This is a genomic window from Varibaculum sp. GTC20041, assembly GCF_055387755.1.
Genome location: NZ_AP041144.1, coordinates 726,500 through 741,873 on the forward strand (window position 1 = coordinate 726,500; position 15,374 = coordinate 741,873).

At 54.4% G+C, this 15,374-nt stretch carries 10 protein-coding genes; 9 read left to right on the forward strand and 1 reads right to left on the reverse strand.

Going from position 1 to position 15,374, the window contains the following annotated elements:
• The first annotated feature begins 123 nt into the window (after positions 1-123).
• Positions 124-2,826: an aconitate hydratase AcnA gene (gene acnA / locus ACZ5BI_RS03045; RefSeq protein WP_464896621.1), complete on the forward strand. Its 2,703-nt coding sequence runs from the start codon at positions 124-126 to the stop codon at positions 2,824-2,826.
• A 115-nt stretch (positions 2,827-2,941) separates the two neighbouring features.
• Here the strand turns inward: acnA and ACZ5BI_RS03050 are convergent, their stop codons facing one another.
• Positions 2,942-4,741 carry a chloride channel protein gene (locus ACZ5BI_RS03050; RefSeq protein ID WP_464896622.1) on the reverse strand — a complete coding sequence of 600 codons (1,800 nt, stop codon included), beginning with the start codon at positions 4,739-4,741 and terminating at the stop codon, positions 2,942-2,944.
• Positions 4,742-4,837: 96 nt separating this feature from the next.
• Between ACZ5BI_RS03050 and dxs the strand changes: the two genes are divergently transcribed.
• The 8 genes from dxs (at position 4,838) to recN (ending at position 15,369) form a co-directional block, all read left to right on the forward strand.
• Complete coding sequence (gene dxs / locus ACZ5BI_RS03055; RefSeq protein WP_464896623.1) at positions 4,838-6,709, forward strand: 1-deoxy-D-xylulose-5-phosphate synthase; 1,872 nt, start codon at positions 4,838-4,840, stop codon at positions 6,707-6,709.
• A 147-nt stretch (positions 6,710-6,856) separates the two neighbouring features.
• Complete coding sequence (locus ACZ5BI_RS03060) at positions 6,857-7,819, forward strand: sugar-binding transcriptional regulator (protein ID WP_464896624.1); 963 nt, start codon at positions 6,857-6,859, stop codon at positions 7,817-7,819.
• Positions 7,820-7,860: 41 nt separating this feature from the next.
• Positions 7,861-8,922 (forward strand): NAD(P)H-dependent glycerol-3-phosphate dehydrogenase, encoded by a 1,062-nt coding sequence (locus ACZ5BI_RS03065; protein WP_464896625.1) that lies wholly within the window; start codon positions 7,861-7,863, stop codon positions 8,920-8,922.
• Positions 8,923-9,155: 233 nt separating this feature from the next.
• On the forward strand, positions 9,156-11,801 hold the full coding sequence (locus tag ACZ5BI_RS03070; protein ID WP_464896626.1) for an HAD-IIA family hydrolase: 2,646 nt from the start codon (positions 9,156-9,158) through the stop codon (positions 11,799-11,801).
• Positions 11,785-11,988 carry a hypothetical protein gene (locus ACZ5BI_RS03075; RefSeq protein WP_238127682.1) on the forward strand — a complete coding sequence of 68 codons (204 nt, stop codon included), beginning with the start codon at positions 11,785-11,787 and terminating at the stop codon, positions 11,986-11,988. The genes ACZ5BI_RS03070 and ACZ5BI_RS03075 overlap by 17 nt, the downstream gene beginning before the upstream one ends.
• 2 nt (positions 11,989-11,990) lie before the next feature.
• Positions 11,991-12,824: a TlyA family RNA methyltransferase gene (locus ACZ5BI_RS03080; protein ID WP_238127681.1), complete on the forward strand. Its 834-nt coding sequence runs from the start codon at positions 11,991-11,993 to the stop codon at positions 12,822-12,824.
• A 25-nt stretch (positions 12,825-12,849) separates the two neighbouring features.
• Complete coding sequence (locus ACZ5BI_RS03085; protein WP_278610896.1) at positions 12,850-13,683, forward strand: NAD kinase; 834 nt, start codon at positions 12,850-12,852, stop codon at positions 13,681-13,683.
• Positions 13,684-15,369, forward strand: a complete 1,686-nt coding sequence (gene recN, locus ACZ5BI_RS03090; RefSeq protein WP_238127679.1) for a DNA repair protein RecN — start codon at positions 13,684-13,686, stop codon at positions 15,367-15,369. It begins immediately after the preceding gene.
• Positions 15,370-15,374: the final 5 nt, after the last annotated feature.

Genomic DNA, 15,374 nt, shown 5'->3' on the forward strand with positions numbered 1-15,374 from the left:
TCTCCGGTAGGCCGCTTTTTGTCTGTTGTAAGTGGAAAAAAATTCTTAGCACTGGCATTCGCTCGCTCCGCAAAGTATCTTGATATCAAGAGAAATTATTTTGATTCCCTGCGGGAGGTTGCAATGAGTTTGAACAGCTTTGGCGCCGCGACCCAGTTAAAAGTCGGCGATAAGAGCTATAAAATCTATGACCTAAAAGCGGTGCCCGGCACCGAGAAATTACCCTACTCCCTCAAGATCCTGGCAGAGAACCTGCTGCGTAACGAGGACGGGGAAAGTATCACCAAAGAGCAGATCACGCAGATTGCGAACTGGGATCCGGATGCTCAGCCTAGCCAGGAAATCCAGTACAGCCCGGCGCGAGTCTTAATGCAAGATTTCACCGGCGTTCCCTGCATCGTGGACCTGGCAACTATGCGAGATGCGGTAGTTAACCTGGGTAAAGACCCGGATCTGATTAACCCGCAGGTCCCGGCGGAAATGGTTATTGACCACTCGGTGCAGATTGACGTATTCGGCTCCCAAGATGCCGTGGAAAAAAACATGGATATCGAGTACCAGCGCAACCAGGAACGCTACCAGTTCCTGCGCTGGGGTCAAGGCGCCTTTGAAAACTTCCGGGTAGTACCCCCGGGAACCGGGATTGTGCACCAGGTAAATATCGAATACCTGGCGCGGGTAGTATTCGCCGATAAGGACGAGGACGGCGCGCTGGCTTACCCCGATACTTTGGTAGGAACCGACTCCCACACCACCATGGTTAATGGTCTGGGCGTCCTCGGCTGGGGCGTCGGCGGGATCGAGGCCGAGGCAGCGATGCTCGGCCAGCCAGTATCAATGCTGATTCCGCGGGTAGTGGGCTTTAAACTGACCGGTGAAATCGCGCCGGGAGCCACCGCCACCGATGTGGTGCTCACCATTACCCAAATGTTGCGTGACCATGGAGTAGTCGGCAAATTCGTCGAATTCTATGGCGAGGGCGTGGGGGCAGTTCCTCTAGCTAACCGCGCCACTATCGGCAATATGTCTCCCGAGTTTGGCTCTACTGCCGCTATCTTCCCCATTGATGAAGTCACTATCGACTACCTGCACCTGACCGGTCGCAGCGAAGAATCCTGCGCCCTAGTGCGCGAATACGCCAAGCGGCAAGGATTATGGCATGATCCCGCTCGCGAGGCACGTTATAGCGAATATCTGGAACTGGATCTGTCCACGGTAGTCCCCTCGATTGCCGGTCCGAAGCGTCCCCAAGACCGCATCGAACTGGCAATGGCGAAAGATTCCTTCAAGAAGATTTTGCCCGACTATGTTGCCGGCGATAAGACCATTGATCCGACACTTATGCGTCCTACCCGCCCCACCCAGGTGAAACTGGCCGGTGGGGAAGAAGTAGCCATGGATCACGGCAACGTGGTGATTGCCTCCATTACTTCCTGCACTAACACCTCGAATCCCTCGGTAATGATGGCGGCTGGTTTGCTCGCCAAGAACGCCGCTGAAAGGGGACTAACGCCTAAGCCCTGGGTGAAAACTTCGCTGGCTCCCGGCTCTCAAGTAGTGCGCGATTACTACGAAAAGGCTGGTCTAATGCCGTATCTGTCGCAGCTGGGATTCGATATTGTCGGCTACGGCTGTACTACCTGTATCGGTAACTCCGGGCCGCTGCCCGAGGAAGTTCACAACACGGTAGCGGATGCAGACCTGACCGTGGTGTCCGTGCTGTCTGGTAACCGTAACTTTGAGGGACGGATTAACCCCGATGTAAAGATGAACTACTTAGCATCCCCGCCCCTGGTGATTTCCTACGCCCTGGCCGGAACCATGGATTTTGATTTCGAAACCGAGGCGTTGGGAACGGATAACCGCGGGAATCCCGTCTACCTGCGTGATATTTGGCCAGCTGCCGAAGAAGTAGAAAAAGCAATCGGACAAGCTATCGATCGCGATATGTATCTGCAGGATTACCGCAGCGTATTCGAAGGCGATCACCGCTGGCAATCGCTGGAGGTACCCGATTCATCCACTTTTGCCTGGGATGATGACTCCACTTATGTACGCCGGGCACCTTTCTTTGAAGGAATGCCGGAAACCCCGGATCCGGTGCAAGATATTTCCGGAGCTAAGGTGCTGCTGAAACTAGGAGATTCGGTAACTACCGACCACATTTCTCCCGCAGGTGCGTTTGCCTCCAAGACTCCGGCTGGTCAATACCTAAGCTCCCACGGAGTGGAACGGCGCAACTTCAACTCCTATGGTTCGCGGCGCGGTAACCACGAAGTGATGATGCGCGGCACCTTCGCGAATATCCGTATTCGTAACCAGCTCCTCGATGGTGTCGAGGGCGGTTTCACCAAGGACTTCACCAAAGCCGATGCTCCGGTAGTGCCGGTCTATGATGCTTCGGAGTCCTATGCTCAGGCCGGCGTACCCCTGGTGGTGCTCGGCGGCAAGGAATATGGAACCGGATCCTCGCGTGACTGGGCCGCTAAAGGCACCTTGCTGCTGGGGGTTAAAGCCGTGATCGCCAGCTCTTTCGAACGGATTCACCGCTCCAACCTGATCGGTATGGGAATCCTGCCCTTGCAGTTCCCCGAGGGCGAAAGCGCCGATTCCCTGGGTCTGGACGGGACTGAAACCTTCGACATTAGCGGGATTACCCAGCTGAACGAAGAGGTAACTCCGCAGGTGATGAAGGTGACCGCGACTAAGACTGATGGCTCTGTCGTGGAGTTTGACGCAACCGTGCGAATCGATACTCCCGGTGAAGCCCAGTACTACCGCCACGGTGGCATCCTGCAGTACGTACTGCGTAACCTAGTTGCCTAGGAATGCCATAACGCTTGTGCTCTGGGCACGGTAAAAGCGCTCGGGGGACCCCGGTGATTCTTGCTTCGCTCGAATCAAGCCCCCTCTCGCATCTTTTACCGTGCCCAGAGTGGCGTTAGCGGTGGTGACGATGGGGCCAGCGTTTGCGGATGCGCTTGCCCAGAGAATCGCCTAGGTCGCGTTGGTTGAGCGCGCGGGTTTGCTGCCGGTAAAGCTTGACGATTAGATCGCGCCCTCGGATATAACCCAAGACTTCTTGGGAGCGTCCCACTACCGGCAGGTTCGAAAGTGAGGACTGCGCCAGCTCCTTGAGGATTTGACTAGGGAGTTCACTGGGAGAACAAAACGCTGATACCAGGCGGATTTCAGACAGGGGCACCTCCTCGCCACGTTTTTCGATTTCTTCGCGCAGCAGTAGGGCACTTATCGAGCCTTGAAATACTCCTTGCGCATCTACCACTGCCAGCGAGACTTCTCCGGAGGTTTCTAGGGTTTTTTCGGCCTGCCTCAAAGTAATGTCAGTGTTTAAAACTTGCGGTTGCTGATGCATTAAATCCGCCGCCGTACTGGTTCCCAGTAAAGTAGCCGAAACCGGGTCTGACAGTCGGTCACCGCGACGGTGCAGTTTTTGGGTATAAATAGTCGAGCGGGTCATAAATAGCGAAATCCCGGTGGCAATCCCTACCGCCAGCATCATCGGGAGAATCAGGGAATACTGCCTGGTCATCTCGATAATGATGAAGACTGCGGTTAAGGGTGCGCGGGAGGCAGCCGCGAAAGCCGCGCCCATACCGATTACTCCATAAATGGCAGTAGAAGAAGCCGACCAAGGCTGGACTAGCTGTCCCACCGCCATACCCGCACATGCCCCTACAAAAAGAGTAGGGCCAAACACCCCGCCCGCTCCCCCCATAGAAATAGTGAAAGCGGCACTCAAAGCGCGCCCAAAAAGTAACGCTAGAATCATCCAAACCGGAAAATCACCCGAGAGTACCCGCAACTGTACGCTTTCCCCAGTGCCATAGAGCAAGGGAAAAAAGTAGAGGAATACTCCCAGAACCAATGAACCAGCGACCGGGCGAAACCAAGCCTTCCAGTGATAAACCAGGTCAATCCCATCCCAAACCAGGTAGAGAAGTTTAGAAAACCCGATCCCCGCCAACGTCGCTGCCAAAGCCGCCAACGCCACAAGCAGATAATCGCTATGGGAGAACACGTCTAAGGATTGGCTTAGGGGCACACTGGCCTGGTCAGGAAGAAACTGTTGCGAGATGAGGGAAGCCGAAACGGAGGCAAACACAATGAAAACAAAGTCTTCCGCGCTTAAGGCTCCCAGCACCAGTTCTACCGCGAAACAGGCACCCGCCAGGGGGGCATTAAAAGTAGCGGAAATCCCCGCGGCAGCTCCGCAAGCACACAGAAACATCAGGCGTTGTTTGCTAAGGCCCAGGCGGGCACCTACCCAAGAAGAAATAGCCGCGCCAATCATTACAATCGGCCCTTCCCGCCCGGCATTTCCTCCTCCTCCCAAAGTCAAAGAAGCCGCAAATAACTTGACTAGGGCGGTGCGTCCGGGAATCCTCCCGCCTTTTCGACGGACAGCGAACATCACGTCCGGGACGGCATGCCCGCGGCTGCCGGGGGTGAAATATTCCACTACCGGTCCATATAGCAGGGCGGACAGCACGGGAACTGCAATGATAAACACCGGTGATAAACCGAGGAATCCGTGAGCAGCCCCTGCGTGAGCGGGGTAATCAGTATAACCGGTTGTCAGGTAACTCCAACCGGTTATCAAGTAGTAAAAACCTACCGCTACTAGGCCTACTATTGCTCCGATGGTGATCGCCAAAGCAGTGAGTCCCGCGCGAGAGTTCAAGAAAGAATTGGCACGTCCGGAAGGTTTTTTACCCATGGTTTCAGTTTGGCGCGCCGGGCGGGCTCGCGCAAGTAAGTAGTAGATAAATCCATCCCCGCCCTCATTAATACAAAATGTGGCTAAACTGGCTGGGTGGCAAAAATACTCGATCGGATAAATAACCCGGCAGATTTGCAGAAGCTTTCTAGCCTAGAGCTGGCAGACCTGGCCGGGGAGATTCGGTCATTCCTGGTAGAGAACGTGGCAAAAACCGGGGGGCATATGGGGCCTAACCTGGGGGTAGTAGAGCTAACGATTGCACTCCACCGCATGTTTTCTTCCCCCACCGACACCATTATTTTCGATACCGGGCATCAAGCCTATGTTCATAAGATCCTTACCGGACGCAAAAATTTTGCCCACCTGCGCACCGCGCAAGGGCTGTCGGGATATCCTTCGCGGGCGGAATCGGTGCATGATGTGGTGGAAAACTCCCACGCCTCTACCGCGTTGTCTTGGGCGCAGGGGGTAGCGGAAGCTAAAGCTCTTAAAGGAGACCGTTCCTATACGGTGGCAGTCATTGGGGATGGTGCCATGACCGGGGGAATGACCTGGGAAGCTTTAAACAATATCTCTGAACGTCCCGATCTGCGCTTGATTATCGTAGTTAACGACAACGGTCGTTCCTATGAGCCTACTATCGGGGGTCTGGCGCACCATCTGGATGCGCTGCGTACTTCTCCCGCCTATGAGAAGGCGTTACGTTGGGGAAAACAGCATCTGAAGGCTCGCGGCAAACCCGGGGAGCTCACCTATGATGCCCTGCATGGGATTAAACGCGGAATGGCCGATATGGTTTCTCCCGAAGAAGTAATGTTTTCCGACCTGGGAATTAAATACACCGGCCCCGTTGACGGTCACGACATTGTGGCCACCGAATTCCAACTTGCCCGGGCGAAAGAGTTTTCCGGACCGATCATTATGCACGTTATCACGGAGAAAGGTAGGGGATATTCTCCGGCAGAAGAAAATGATGCGGATCATTTCCATACTGTAGGCCCCATTCATCCCGAAACTGGCTTGCCGGTAAAGAAGGAACGCTTCGGGTGGACGTCGGTATTTGCGGAAGAAATTGTGCAGCTTGCTAAACGTAACCCCAAGATTGTAGGGATATCGGCAGCTATGATGGAGCCGGTAGGTTTAAAACCGCTGCGATCTCAGTTCCCCCAGCGGGTATTTGATGTGGGGATCGCGGAGCAGCACGCGATGACGATGGCCGCCGGGCTTTCCTTTGCCGGGTGTCACCCGGTTATTGCCCTTTACGCTACCTTCTTAAACCGGGCTTTCGATCAGCTGTTAATGGATGCTTCCCTGCATAAACAAGGTATTACCGTGGTTTTGGATCGTGCGGGTATCACTGGAGCTGATGGGGCTAGTCATAACGGGATGTGGGATCTGGCGATCGCCGCCATGATTCCCGGAATTAGAGTAGCCGCGCCTCGGGATGCCAGCACCTTGCGCAAACTATTGGGGCAGGCAGTTTCGATTGAGGACGGACCTACAATCGTGCGTTATCCCAAAGGTAGTGTGCCCCCTGATATTAAGGCAGAAGCAACCGAAAACGGCCTCGATATATTATTCCGGGTTTCGGGTACCGGTAAGAAAATTTTGGTGGTGGCAGTAGGATCCATGGCGGGTGCGGCGATCTCCCTGTCAAAAGAACTTGCCGCGCGCGGGCATACGGTCAAGTGTGTAGATCCCGGTTGGGTAATCCCAGCTTCTCCGGAGCTGTTAGCCCAGGTGGAGGCCGCCGATTTAGTGGTGACTGTCGAGGACGGGGAAGTAACCAATGGGGTAGGAGCTTTGCTGCGTACCACTTGTGCGGGAAATAATTGTTTCACCCCGATTAAATCTTTTGGTATTCCTCGGGCGTTCTTACCCACGGATTCGCGCGATAACTTGCTGGAAAGTTCGCATATGACGCCCTCGACGATGCTAAAGGAACTAGCAGAGCTGCTTGACTAGGTCTTGGCACTGTTGAGCATGTCTTTTCACCAAGATAGGGCAAGGTAGTATCCGTCGTGCACTTTTGTTGCAAAAGATTGGTTTTGATAATTCTGACCAAAGGGAACAGCTTAGGCTGAGAAAAGAGAAGAAAACCAAAAGGAGACCATGAGCGGCGAAGAATATCGAGTAGATCTGCTGGTGGAGGCAGCTCGCATGTACTACGAGAATTCTCTCACCCACGCCGAGATTGGAAAAAAGCTTGGCTTTAGTCGCTGGACAGCCTCCCGTTTAATTCAAGAAGCCCGTGACCGCGGAATTGTGCGGATAACTATTGAGCCCCCGCAGGCCGAACATTATCAGCTTGAGCAGGCACTAAAAGAGTACTTTGATCTGGATAAAGTGATAGTGGTTGCGCAAGAAACTGGAGAAAACGCTACATTTCGCGCAGTGGCTCGAGCTGCAGCCCGGCATTTGCAGTCGCTACGTCCGCAGCCGCGAACCTTGGCTGTTTCTTGGGGGAAGACGATTGCCCGGGTGGCCAGGGAGCTTCCGGATCAATGGTCTCGGGGCACTACCGTGATCCAAACCAATGGTGGGCCGAGCTACACGCAAGACAATTTTGTATCCGAATCGATCCGTACCATCGCAGAAAAAGCCGGAGGTTTTGGGCGGATTCTACCTGCTCCAGCACTGGTAGGAGATAGCCGAATTGCCTCTGCTCTGCGCAGTGACTTTTCTATCAAGGCGACCCTGGAGGCGGCAGCAAACGCTGACGTGATCTGTTTTTCACCGGGAAAATTAGAAGCAGATTCAGTTCTGGTGCGTTCTGGTTATGTTTCTGAACAGGGACTACAAAAACTTATTTCCCGCGGAGTAGTAGGGGACCTGCTGTGCCGCTTTGTAAATGCAGAAGGTCTGCCGGCGGATCTAGAGCTAGATAAATGCACAATTGGTATTAGCCTGAAATCCCTGAAAGAAGCCCGCATGAAAGTGGCAGTCGCCTCCGGTAGTGGGAAAACCGCCACCACCATGGCTACCTTAAGAGGCGGATATGTAGACACCCTAATAGTGGATTCCGGTCTGGCGCACTCGCTATTGGAATCGGCTGAAATACCCATTGAAAACTGATGTAGGAACACCTTATTGACAACACCCTTAGGAGAAACAAAATGGCAAAGATTGTAATGCTGGGATCGGGAATCATGGCAACCGCTCTTTCCTTTCCTGCCAGCGAAAACGGTAATGAGGTGCGCCTGGTGGGTACCCATTTGGATCGGGATATTATCGACTCGATAACAACCAAGGGCATCCATCCCGACTTGGGGCTAAAGGTTAACGAAGGGGTTAAAGCATACCAGTTGGAGGACGCGGAAGAAGCCTTCGCGGACGCAGACGTGGTTATGTGTGGGGTTAATAGCTTCGGGATCGAATGGGCTGGCGAGCAGCTAGCCGGATTGCTCAAACCCGGACAACACGTATTGTGTATTACCAAAGGGATGCGCGCCGACGAGGACGGCACCATGCATATTTTGCCGGAGGTACTCCAGAAAGCAGTAGGACCAGAGCTCGCCTCGCAAGTTTCCTGGTCAGCAATCGTAGGGCCTTCTATTGCTGGTGAACTCGCGGTTCATCACGACACCTGCGTGGTCTTTTGCGGAGAAGATCAAGAGGTACTCAACAAGCTTTCTAAACTGTTCCGCACTGACTATTACCATGTGTGGACGTCCACCGATTTTATCGGGCATGAAACCGGGGCAGCTACCAAGAACATTTACGCGTTTGCTGCCGGATTCGGCGACGGCTTGCTGGACAAGGAAGGAAAAACCGATGCCAAATATGTGCGCTTCAACTATGGAGCGGCCGTATTTGCGCAGGGACAAAAAGAGCTACGCCAATTCGTGCAGCTACTCGGGGGAGAGGCGGTAACCGCTGATGGCCTGGGCGGGGTAGGCGATATGTTCGTAACCTCTATGGGCGGTCGCAACGTTAAAGCAGGCCGTTATGTGGGCTCGGGAGTACCGTTCTCGGAAGTGCGCGATTCCCTCATGAAAGGGGTAACCCTAGAGGGAGTCGCCGCGATTCAGGTAATCGGGGCGGCGCTCAAACCGCTGACGGAGCGGGGAGTGATCAAAGAGGAAGACTTCCCTCTGTGTCGCTACCTGTACTCGGTAGTAGCTGAGGATGCGCCCCTAGAAATGCCCTGGTCGCTCTTCTTTGGAGGAGAGCGCTAAGGGGAAGTGCAAAACAAGTGTTCTGGCTGGTGAAGTAGGCTTTAGGGCGTTCTTTACCAGCCAGAACTGCGTTGGAAAAGTTTAGCCAGCTCCATAGGCGAGCCGATTCTTGGTACCTAGGGCGAGAACGCGAAATAGTGAGGATAGACAACCTTTTAGAAGCAGCTTCGGGGCGCTCTTTACGCTTAGAATAGAAGGAAGTCGACTAAGCAATAAAAGATAAGGATCTAGAGTTGAGCAATTTTAATCAGCATGGTGGCGGACGCGAACCTCAATGGCGTAAGCGACGTTCACAAGCGGGCGGCGGGCAAGGTTCCGGTAATCAACGCAACTACTCAGATTCTTCAGGCGAGCGGCAAGGCAATCGTGACGGATACCGGCGGCGCGGAAGCTCCGAGGGAGGATACCGCGAGGGCGGCTACCGCAAAGACAATCGTCGGGGTGGCAAGTGGCAGGATCGGCGCGGGGGTAATTCCCGCAATGATCGTAATGATCGTCGCGGCTCCTATCGAGGGGAAGGCGGCTCCTACCGGAGTGACCGGGAAGATAATCGAGGAGGGCGCCGCAACTATCGTGATGACCGCGGGGTATCTCGCGGAGGCGGAGAGCGTTCAGGGCGCGCTTCCTATCGCGGGGGAGAGCGAAATGAGGCAGGCTCACGCCGTGGGTTCAACCGGGGTGGCAAGCGCTTTGATCGTGATAACCGTCGTGATAACCGTCAAGATAATCGGCGGGATGAACGCCGGGAGCGGGAAGCGCAAGTGCCTCGCTCCGGAAAGCATTCTTTCGGGGTTCGGGATTCCCGTTACCGCGCCAAAGAATGGCGCCACGATAATGAACCCCAGATTCCGGCGGCAGTAAAAGCTTCTGACCTGGATAGAGAATCTCGGGCAGCCTTATCTTCGCTAGATCCGGACAATGCCGAAAAAGTAGCGCGTCATCTGGTGATGGCGGGATCCCTGCTAGATGTAGATGCGGAAGAAGCCTATCTGCATGCTAAGGCGGCAGTTAGCCGGGCAGGTCGCATCGGAACGGTACGGGAAGCCTGCGCGCTGGCAGCTTACGCCAGTGGCAAGTACAGTGAAGCGCTACGGGAAGTACGGGCTGCGCGCCGCTTGGATGGGACTGACAGTTTGCGGGCGATTGAAGCGGACTGCGAACGCGGACTCGGCAAACCCGAAAAAGCTCTAGAAATTATTTCCGAAACTGATACTTCGTCCTATAGTCTTTCCGACCTGGTGGAACTAGTTATCGTGCAAGCGGGAGCGCGCCACGATTTAGGGGAGTCCGATGCAGCCCTCCTAGTGTTAAATCAGTTCTTAGAACAGCAACAACTGGAAGAACCCGTACTTTTGGCAAGGATTCTTTCCTATAAGGCCGACCTCTTGCGCGAACTCGGAAGAGAGGAAGAAGCCGACAAAGTTGCCGAGCAAACCCCAGAGGTTCCCGACACGGTAGCCATTGTTGATCTGGAAGAAGTACTCGAAGCCGACAACCCCTATGTGCCCTCTGACCTGCACGGAAGTCGTAAACCTTTAGTGGAGACTGCCGATGTGCTTCTCATCGATTTAGATGGGGTTTGCTACGCCGGTACCCGTGATATTCCTAATGCGGCTGCCGGTTTAGCGGCAGCCCGGGAAGCAGGTATTAAGTTCCAGTTCGTAACCAATAATGCCTCCCGTAACCCGCAGCAGGTGGCGGAAAAGCTTAAGGGGCATCAGATAGCTGCGGCTGCGGAAGAAGTAATGACGGCAGCGATGGATGCGGTAGAAATCCTCACCCAAAAAATCGAACCCGCCTCCAAAGTGCTGGTGGTGGGGACGCAGGCGCTGCGTGATACTGTCGCTCAAGCCGGGTTTGAGGTAGTTAGCAAAGCCAGCGAACAACCGGCGGCGGTAATCCAGGGTTATGGAGCAGAGGTAGGCTGGGCTGAGCTTTCCGAGGCAGCCTATGCGATCAACGCTGGCGCCCTGTTTATGGCCACTAACCTGGATGCTACTTTGCCCACTGAAAAGGGCTTTGCCTTGGGAAATGGTTCCTTGGTGGCAGCGGTAGAACATGCCACGGGACAAAAACCGTTCGCCGGAGGAAAACCTTTTGCGGGGATTTATCGGAAAGCAGCAGCTCATGCAGGCGCCAGTAAACCCCTAGTGGTAGGAGATCGTCTCGATACCGATATTGCGGGAGCGGTTGCTGCCGATATGCTCAGTTTCCATGTGCTCACCGGGGTCTCCGATGCCAAAGCCGTGGCATTGGCTTATCCTGATCGGCGCCCTTCCTATCTGGGGTTAGATCTTACAGATCTAACCCGTGTGCATCCCGGCCCGGTGCATCAACCTACTGGAGCTTGGACTAGCGGGGAATCTGCCGCTTTTATGGTGGCCGAAGATGGACGGGTGATGCGCGAAGATGAACCGGTAGATAACGGGGCAGTGCTCAGCCTGGAAGATTATCGGGCATTAGTTGCCGCCGTTTGGGATGCGCGTGATCAGGGAGTATTTGTTCATCTACCGGATATTGAGGTAGTACGCGAGGTCGAAACCTCGGAGTCTAGTGTGCCCGCAGGCGACGGATCTGCGGAAGAGAACCAATCCTCGGTAGCGGAAGAATCTGCAACTTCCGCCGAGGTGGACACAGAGAATTTGGATTCTGCGTCCTCAGAAGTTGTAGCCGATTCGCCGGAAGAGGCAGCGGAAGAACCTGCGGAGAAGGCAAAGGAAGCGGACGCAACCGCGAGCGAACCGGAACCGGCTGCGAAGGAAGCCGCGAAAGTAGCTGAGGTGGCTGAGGTAGCAAGCGGTAATGAGGAAGCGGACGGGGAAGATCTGCAGCTAGAGCTGTTGCTGCCTGGCGAGGTTGACAGTGAACAAGAACAGTAACCTGTCTGACGCTCCCGAGGACCTGGAACTGGCAGCCCGCAAATCCGATATTGACCAACTATTAGCCAGTTGGCCGACTGAAGTAGGCAGTATCTATCCGCAGGTTACTTTAAGCGACCTTCAGACGGCAGCTACCAAATTATCTGCTGCCTTGGATTCTCTAAATGCCCAGATAGAAAGAAAATAATCATGGGTAGGCTGCGTCGGCTAGATCGCGAACTAGTACGTCGTCATTTAGCGACTTCCCGTGCGCACGCGGCTCGGTTGATTACCGCTGGCAGGGTCAGTGTCGATGGGCGAGTCATGCCGAAGCCTGCTTCGCAGATTGATCCTGCCCAAGCGGTGGTGGTAGCTGACAGCCCGGATGAGGAATATGCTTCTCGCGGCGGTTATAAACTGGCGGGCGCCCTCGATATTTTGGGTCAAGACGCCCCGGTTATAAAAGGTAAACGCTGCCTAGATGCCGGGGCTTCTACCGGTGGTTTCACCGATGTCTTATTGCGGCGGGGAGCGAAAAGCGTAATCGCTGTAGATGTGGGATATGGCCAGCTGCGCTGGAGTCTGCAACAAGACCCGCGGGTGGAAGTTCATGATCGTACCAATATCCGTTACCTGGATCCGCAAAAGATTGGGGAACCTGCCCAGTTAATAGTGGGAGATTTGTCTTTTATCTCCCTGAAACTAGTGATACCTGCCCTGGTTAGGGCTTCCACTGAAGATGCTGAATACCTTTTGATGGTAAAACCGCAGTTTGAAATCGGCCGCGAAGATTTGGGGGATGGAGGGGTAGTTCGTGATCCCGAAGATCATTTCCACACAGTGCTGGCAGTGATCGCGGCGGCTCAGGAAAACGGGTTAGGATTAAAACAGGTGGCGGCTTCGCCGTTACCCGGGCCGGCCGGAAATGTAGAGTACTTTGTATACCTAGGGCGGGGCGCGATGATGCCCGGTGAGGACGAAATCCGGCAGCTAGTGCGCTGCGCGATTGAAAATGGTCCTGCCGGGCAAGAAAAAACGAAATAGTACACCACGAAAAGGGGAGAAGCATATGGGTGAGCGGCACGTGATGGTAATCCGGCACCTTTCGCGCCCTGATCTGGAAAAAACCGCCGATAATATTGCCCAAGAGCTGCGTAGCCATGGGATAACCCCGGTAGATGAGACCTATTCCGGCGCTGTCGAGATTGTAATTGCCCTGGGCGGAGACGGCACCTTACTAGGAGCGGCTCGCTACGCGCGTGCGCAAGCAGTTCCCCTAATCGGAATCAATCTGGGGCACACCGGGTTTTTAACCGAGGTAGAGCCCGATAGAATCTCCGAAGTTATTGATCATATCGTGGCCGGCTCCTACACGGTGCAATCGCGTATGACGGTAGACGTTACCGTCACTTTGCCAGATGGCAAGGAAATAAACGATTGGGCACTTAACGAGGCAGCGATTTTATCTACTGATCGCGCCCACCCTTCCCACCTGGGGTTGGGGATTGATAAACGTGGCATTACCACCTATGGTGCCGATGGTTTGATTGTGGCTACTCCCTCCGGTTCCACTGCCTATAGTTTTTCCGCTGGCGGCCCCATTGTATGGCCAGATGTAGAGGCAGTAGTGGTTTCGCCTCTGGGCGCACACGGCCTATTTACTCGTCCGCTGGTAGTATCCCCCGAATCCACTATGGAAATCTCGGTACTGCCTGATCAGCGTACCCCCATGCAGCTGTGGCTAGATGGCTTGCGTTGCCATGAAGTACCCCCGGCATCCTCTATGCGGGCAACTAAAGGCAAAGCGCCAGTAATGCTAGCCCAGATTCTAGATACGCCTTTCTCTGGGCGCCTGGTACATAAGTTCCAATTGCCGGTTAAAGGCTGGCGTTCGCTGGGATAGATGATGATTGACCAGCTTACTATCAAAAATTTGGGGGTCATCCCGCAAGCGGAACTGAGTTTTTCACCCGGTTTTACGGCGCTTACGGGGGAGACCGGGGCAGGCAAAACCATGGTGTTGTCTTCTATCGGTTTGCTGCTCGGTAAAAAAGCCGACTCTGCCTTGGTACGTTATGGAGAAAAAGAACTGGCGGTCGAGGGCATTTTTGTTACCGACAGTTCCTCGCAGGCAGCGGCGCTCCTTACCGAGGCGGGCGGATTAGTTGAGGACGGAGAGATCATACTAGCCCGCATGGTTCCTGCTCGAGGGCGTTCGCGCTGTCACGGTGGTGGCCGCACCATTCCCAGTGGAGTATTATCCCAGATCGGAAGGGAACTGGTGACGATACATGGGCAAACTGAGCAGCTTAGATTACGCAGCGGGGCACGACAGTTAGCGCTATTGGATTCTTTTGGGGGATCGGCGCATCAAGAATTGGTGACAGAATTTCGCGCCACCTATACATCTTGGCGGGATTTGCAAACCCAGTTAGAAGATTGGGAAAACCAACGTCAAGCACGGGAGATAGAGGTTTCTCGGCTAAAAGAAGGGGTAGAACTGCAGGAAAAACTGCAACCAGAGCCGGGAGAAGAAGACGATCTGCTCCGCAAGATTGAGCGACTGGGTAATGTAGAAGACCTTAGAGAAGCGGCTCAAGCGGCCTATAACTATCTCGGGGGAGATGGTTCCGACTCTGCCGGGGCCGCCTCCCTGGTGAGCGCGGCCATTCAAGCGCTGGAAAAGGGTGCCCAAAGCGATGAAGAACTTTCCGAATTGGTGCGTGGCCTCCGGGATGCCTCCTCAATCATTTTGGATATATCGGCCGAGGCTGGAGCCTACCTTTCAAATCTCGAGGCGGATCCTGCGCTGTTAGATCAGGCACAAAGTCGCCTTTCGCAGTTACGTCACGCCTATCGCACCTGGGCAAAAGATTTAGATAGCTGGTTAACCTGGGCAGATACTGCCAGAGACAGAATTATTCAACTGTCCGGGCCGCAAAACCAGGGCAGGGTGCTGGAAGAACAACTGGAAAAAGCCGCATCGCAGCTACAAACGCTGGGAAAGAAAGTATCTCGCGCGCGCCTCGCCCTCGCAAAAACTTTGAAAAAGGAGGTAGCAGGAGAACTCGCTGCCCTCCAGATGCCGGACGCCGGATTCGATATCGAACTGAAATCGCTTGCTGAACCCAACTCTCATGGCTTCGACCAGGTGACTTTTGGTCTGCGGGCGGGCGTTAACGCGGAGATTCGTCCCTTGGGTCAAGGAGCTTCCGGGGGTGAACTCTCGCGGATTATGTTGGCTTTGGAAGTTACCCTGGCCGCTAAGTCTCTAGCTAAGGGGACTCCTACTTTTATTTTTGATGAAGTTGATGCCGGAATCGGAGGGGCAACTGCGCTCGCGGTGGGCGAGCGCCTGGCTAGACTAGCAAAACACGCGCAAGTGATAGTGGTAACGCATCTTCCCCAAGTAGCGGCTTGGGCAGATAAACAACTGGTTGTGTCGAAAAATAACGATATTGCGCAGGTCAGAGAAGTTGCAGGTAGCAAGCGAGAACGTGAGATTGCTCGAATGCTGGCCGGCAAAGCGGACTCGAAATCTGCCCTTGACCACGCTCGGGAACTGATTAACGCCTGTAGCGTGGGGTAATGTTG

Bases quoted from the DNA above. Each gene is read 5' to 3' on its own strand.
- ACZ5BI_RS03065 (WP_464896625.1), top strand. From the start codon at position 7,861: ATGGCAAAGATTGTAATGCTGGGATCGGGAATCATGGCAACCGCTCTT.
- ACZ5BI_RS03080 (WP_238127681.1), top strand. From the start codon at position 11,991: ATGGGTAGGCTGCGTCGGCTAGATCGCGAACTAGTACGTCGTCATTTA.
- ACZ5BI_RS03085 (WP_278610896.1), top strand. From the start codon at position 12,850: ATGGGTGAGCGGCACGTGATGGTAATCCGGCACCTTTCGCGCCCTGAT.
- ACZ5BI_RS03060 (WP_464896624.1), top strand. From the start codon at position 6,857: ATGAGCGGCGAAGAATATCGAGTAGATCTGCTGGTGGAGGCAGCTCGC.
- ACZ5BI_RS03050 (WP_464896622.1), bottom strand. From the start codon at position 4,741: ATGGGTAAAAAACCTTCCGGACGTGCCAATTCTTTCTTGAACTCTCGC.
- acnA (WP_464896621.1), top strand. From the start codon at position 124: ATGAGTTTGAACAGCTTTGGCGCCGCGACCCAGTTAAAAGTCGGCGAT.
- recN (WP_238127679.1), top strand. From the start codon at position 13,684: ATGATGATTGACCAGCTTACTATCAAAAATTTGGGGGTCATCCCGCAA.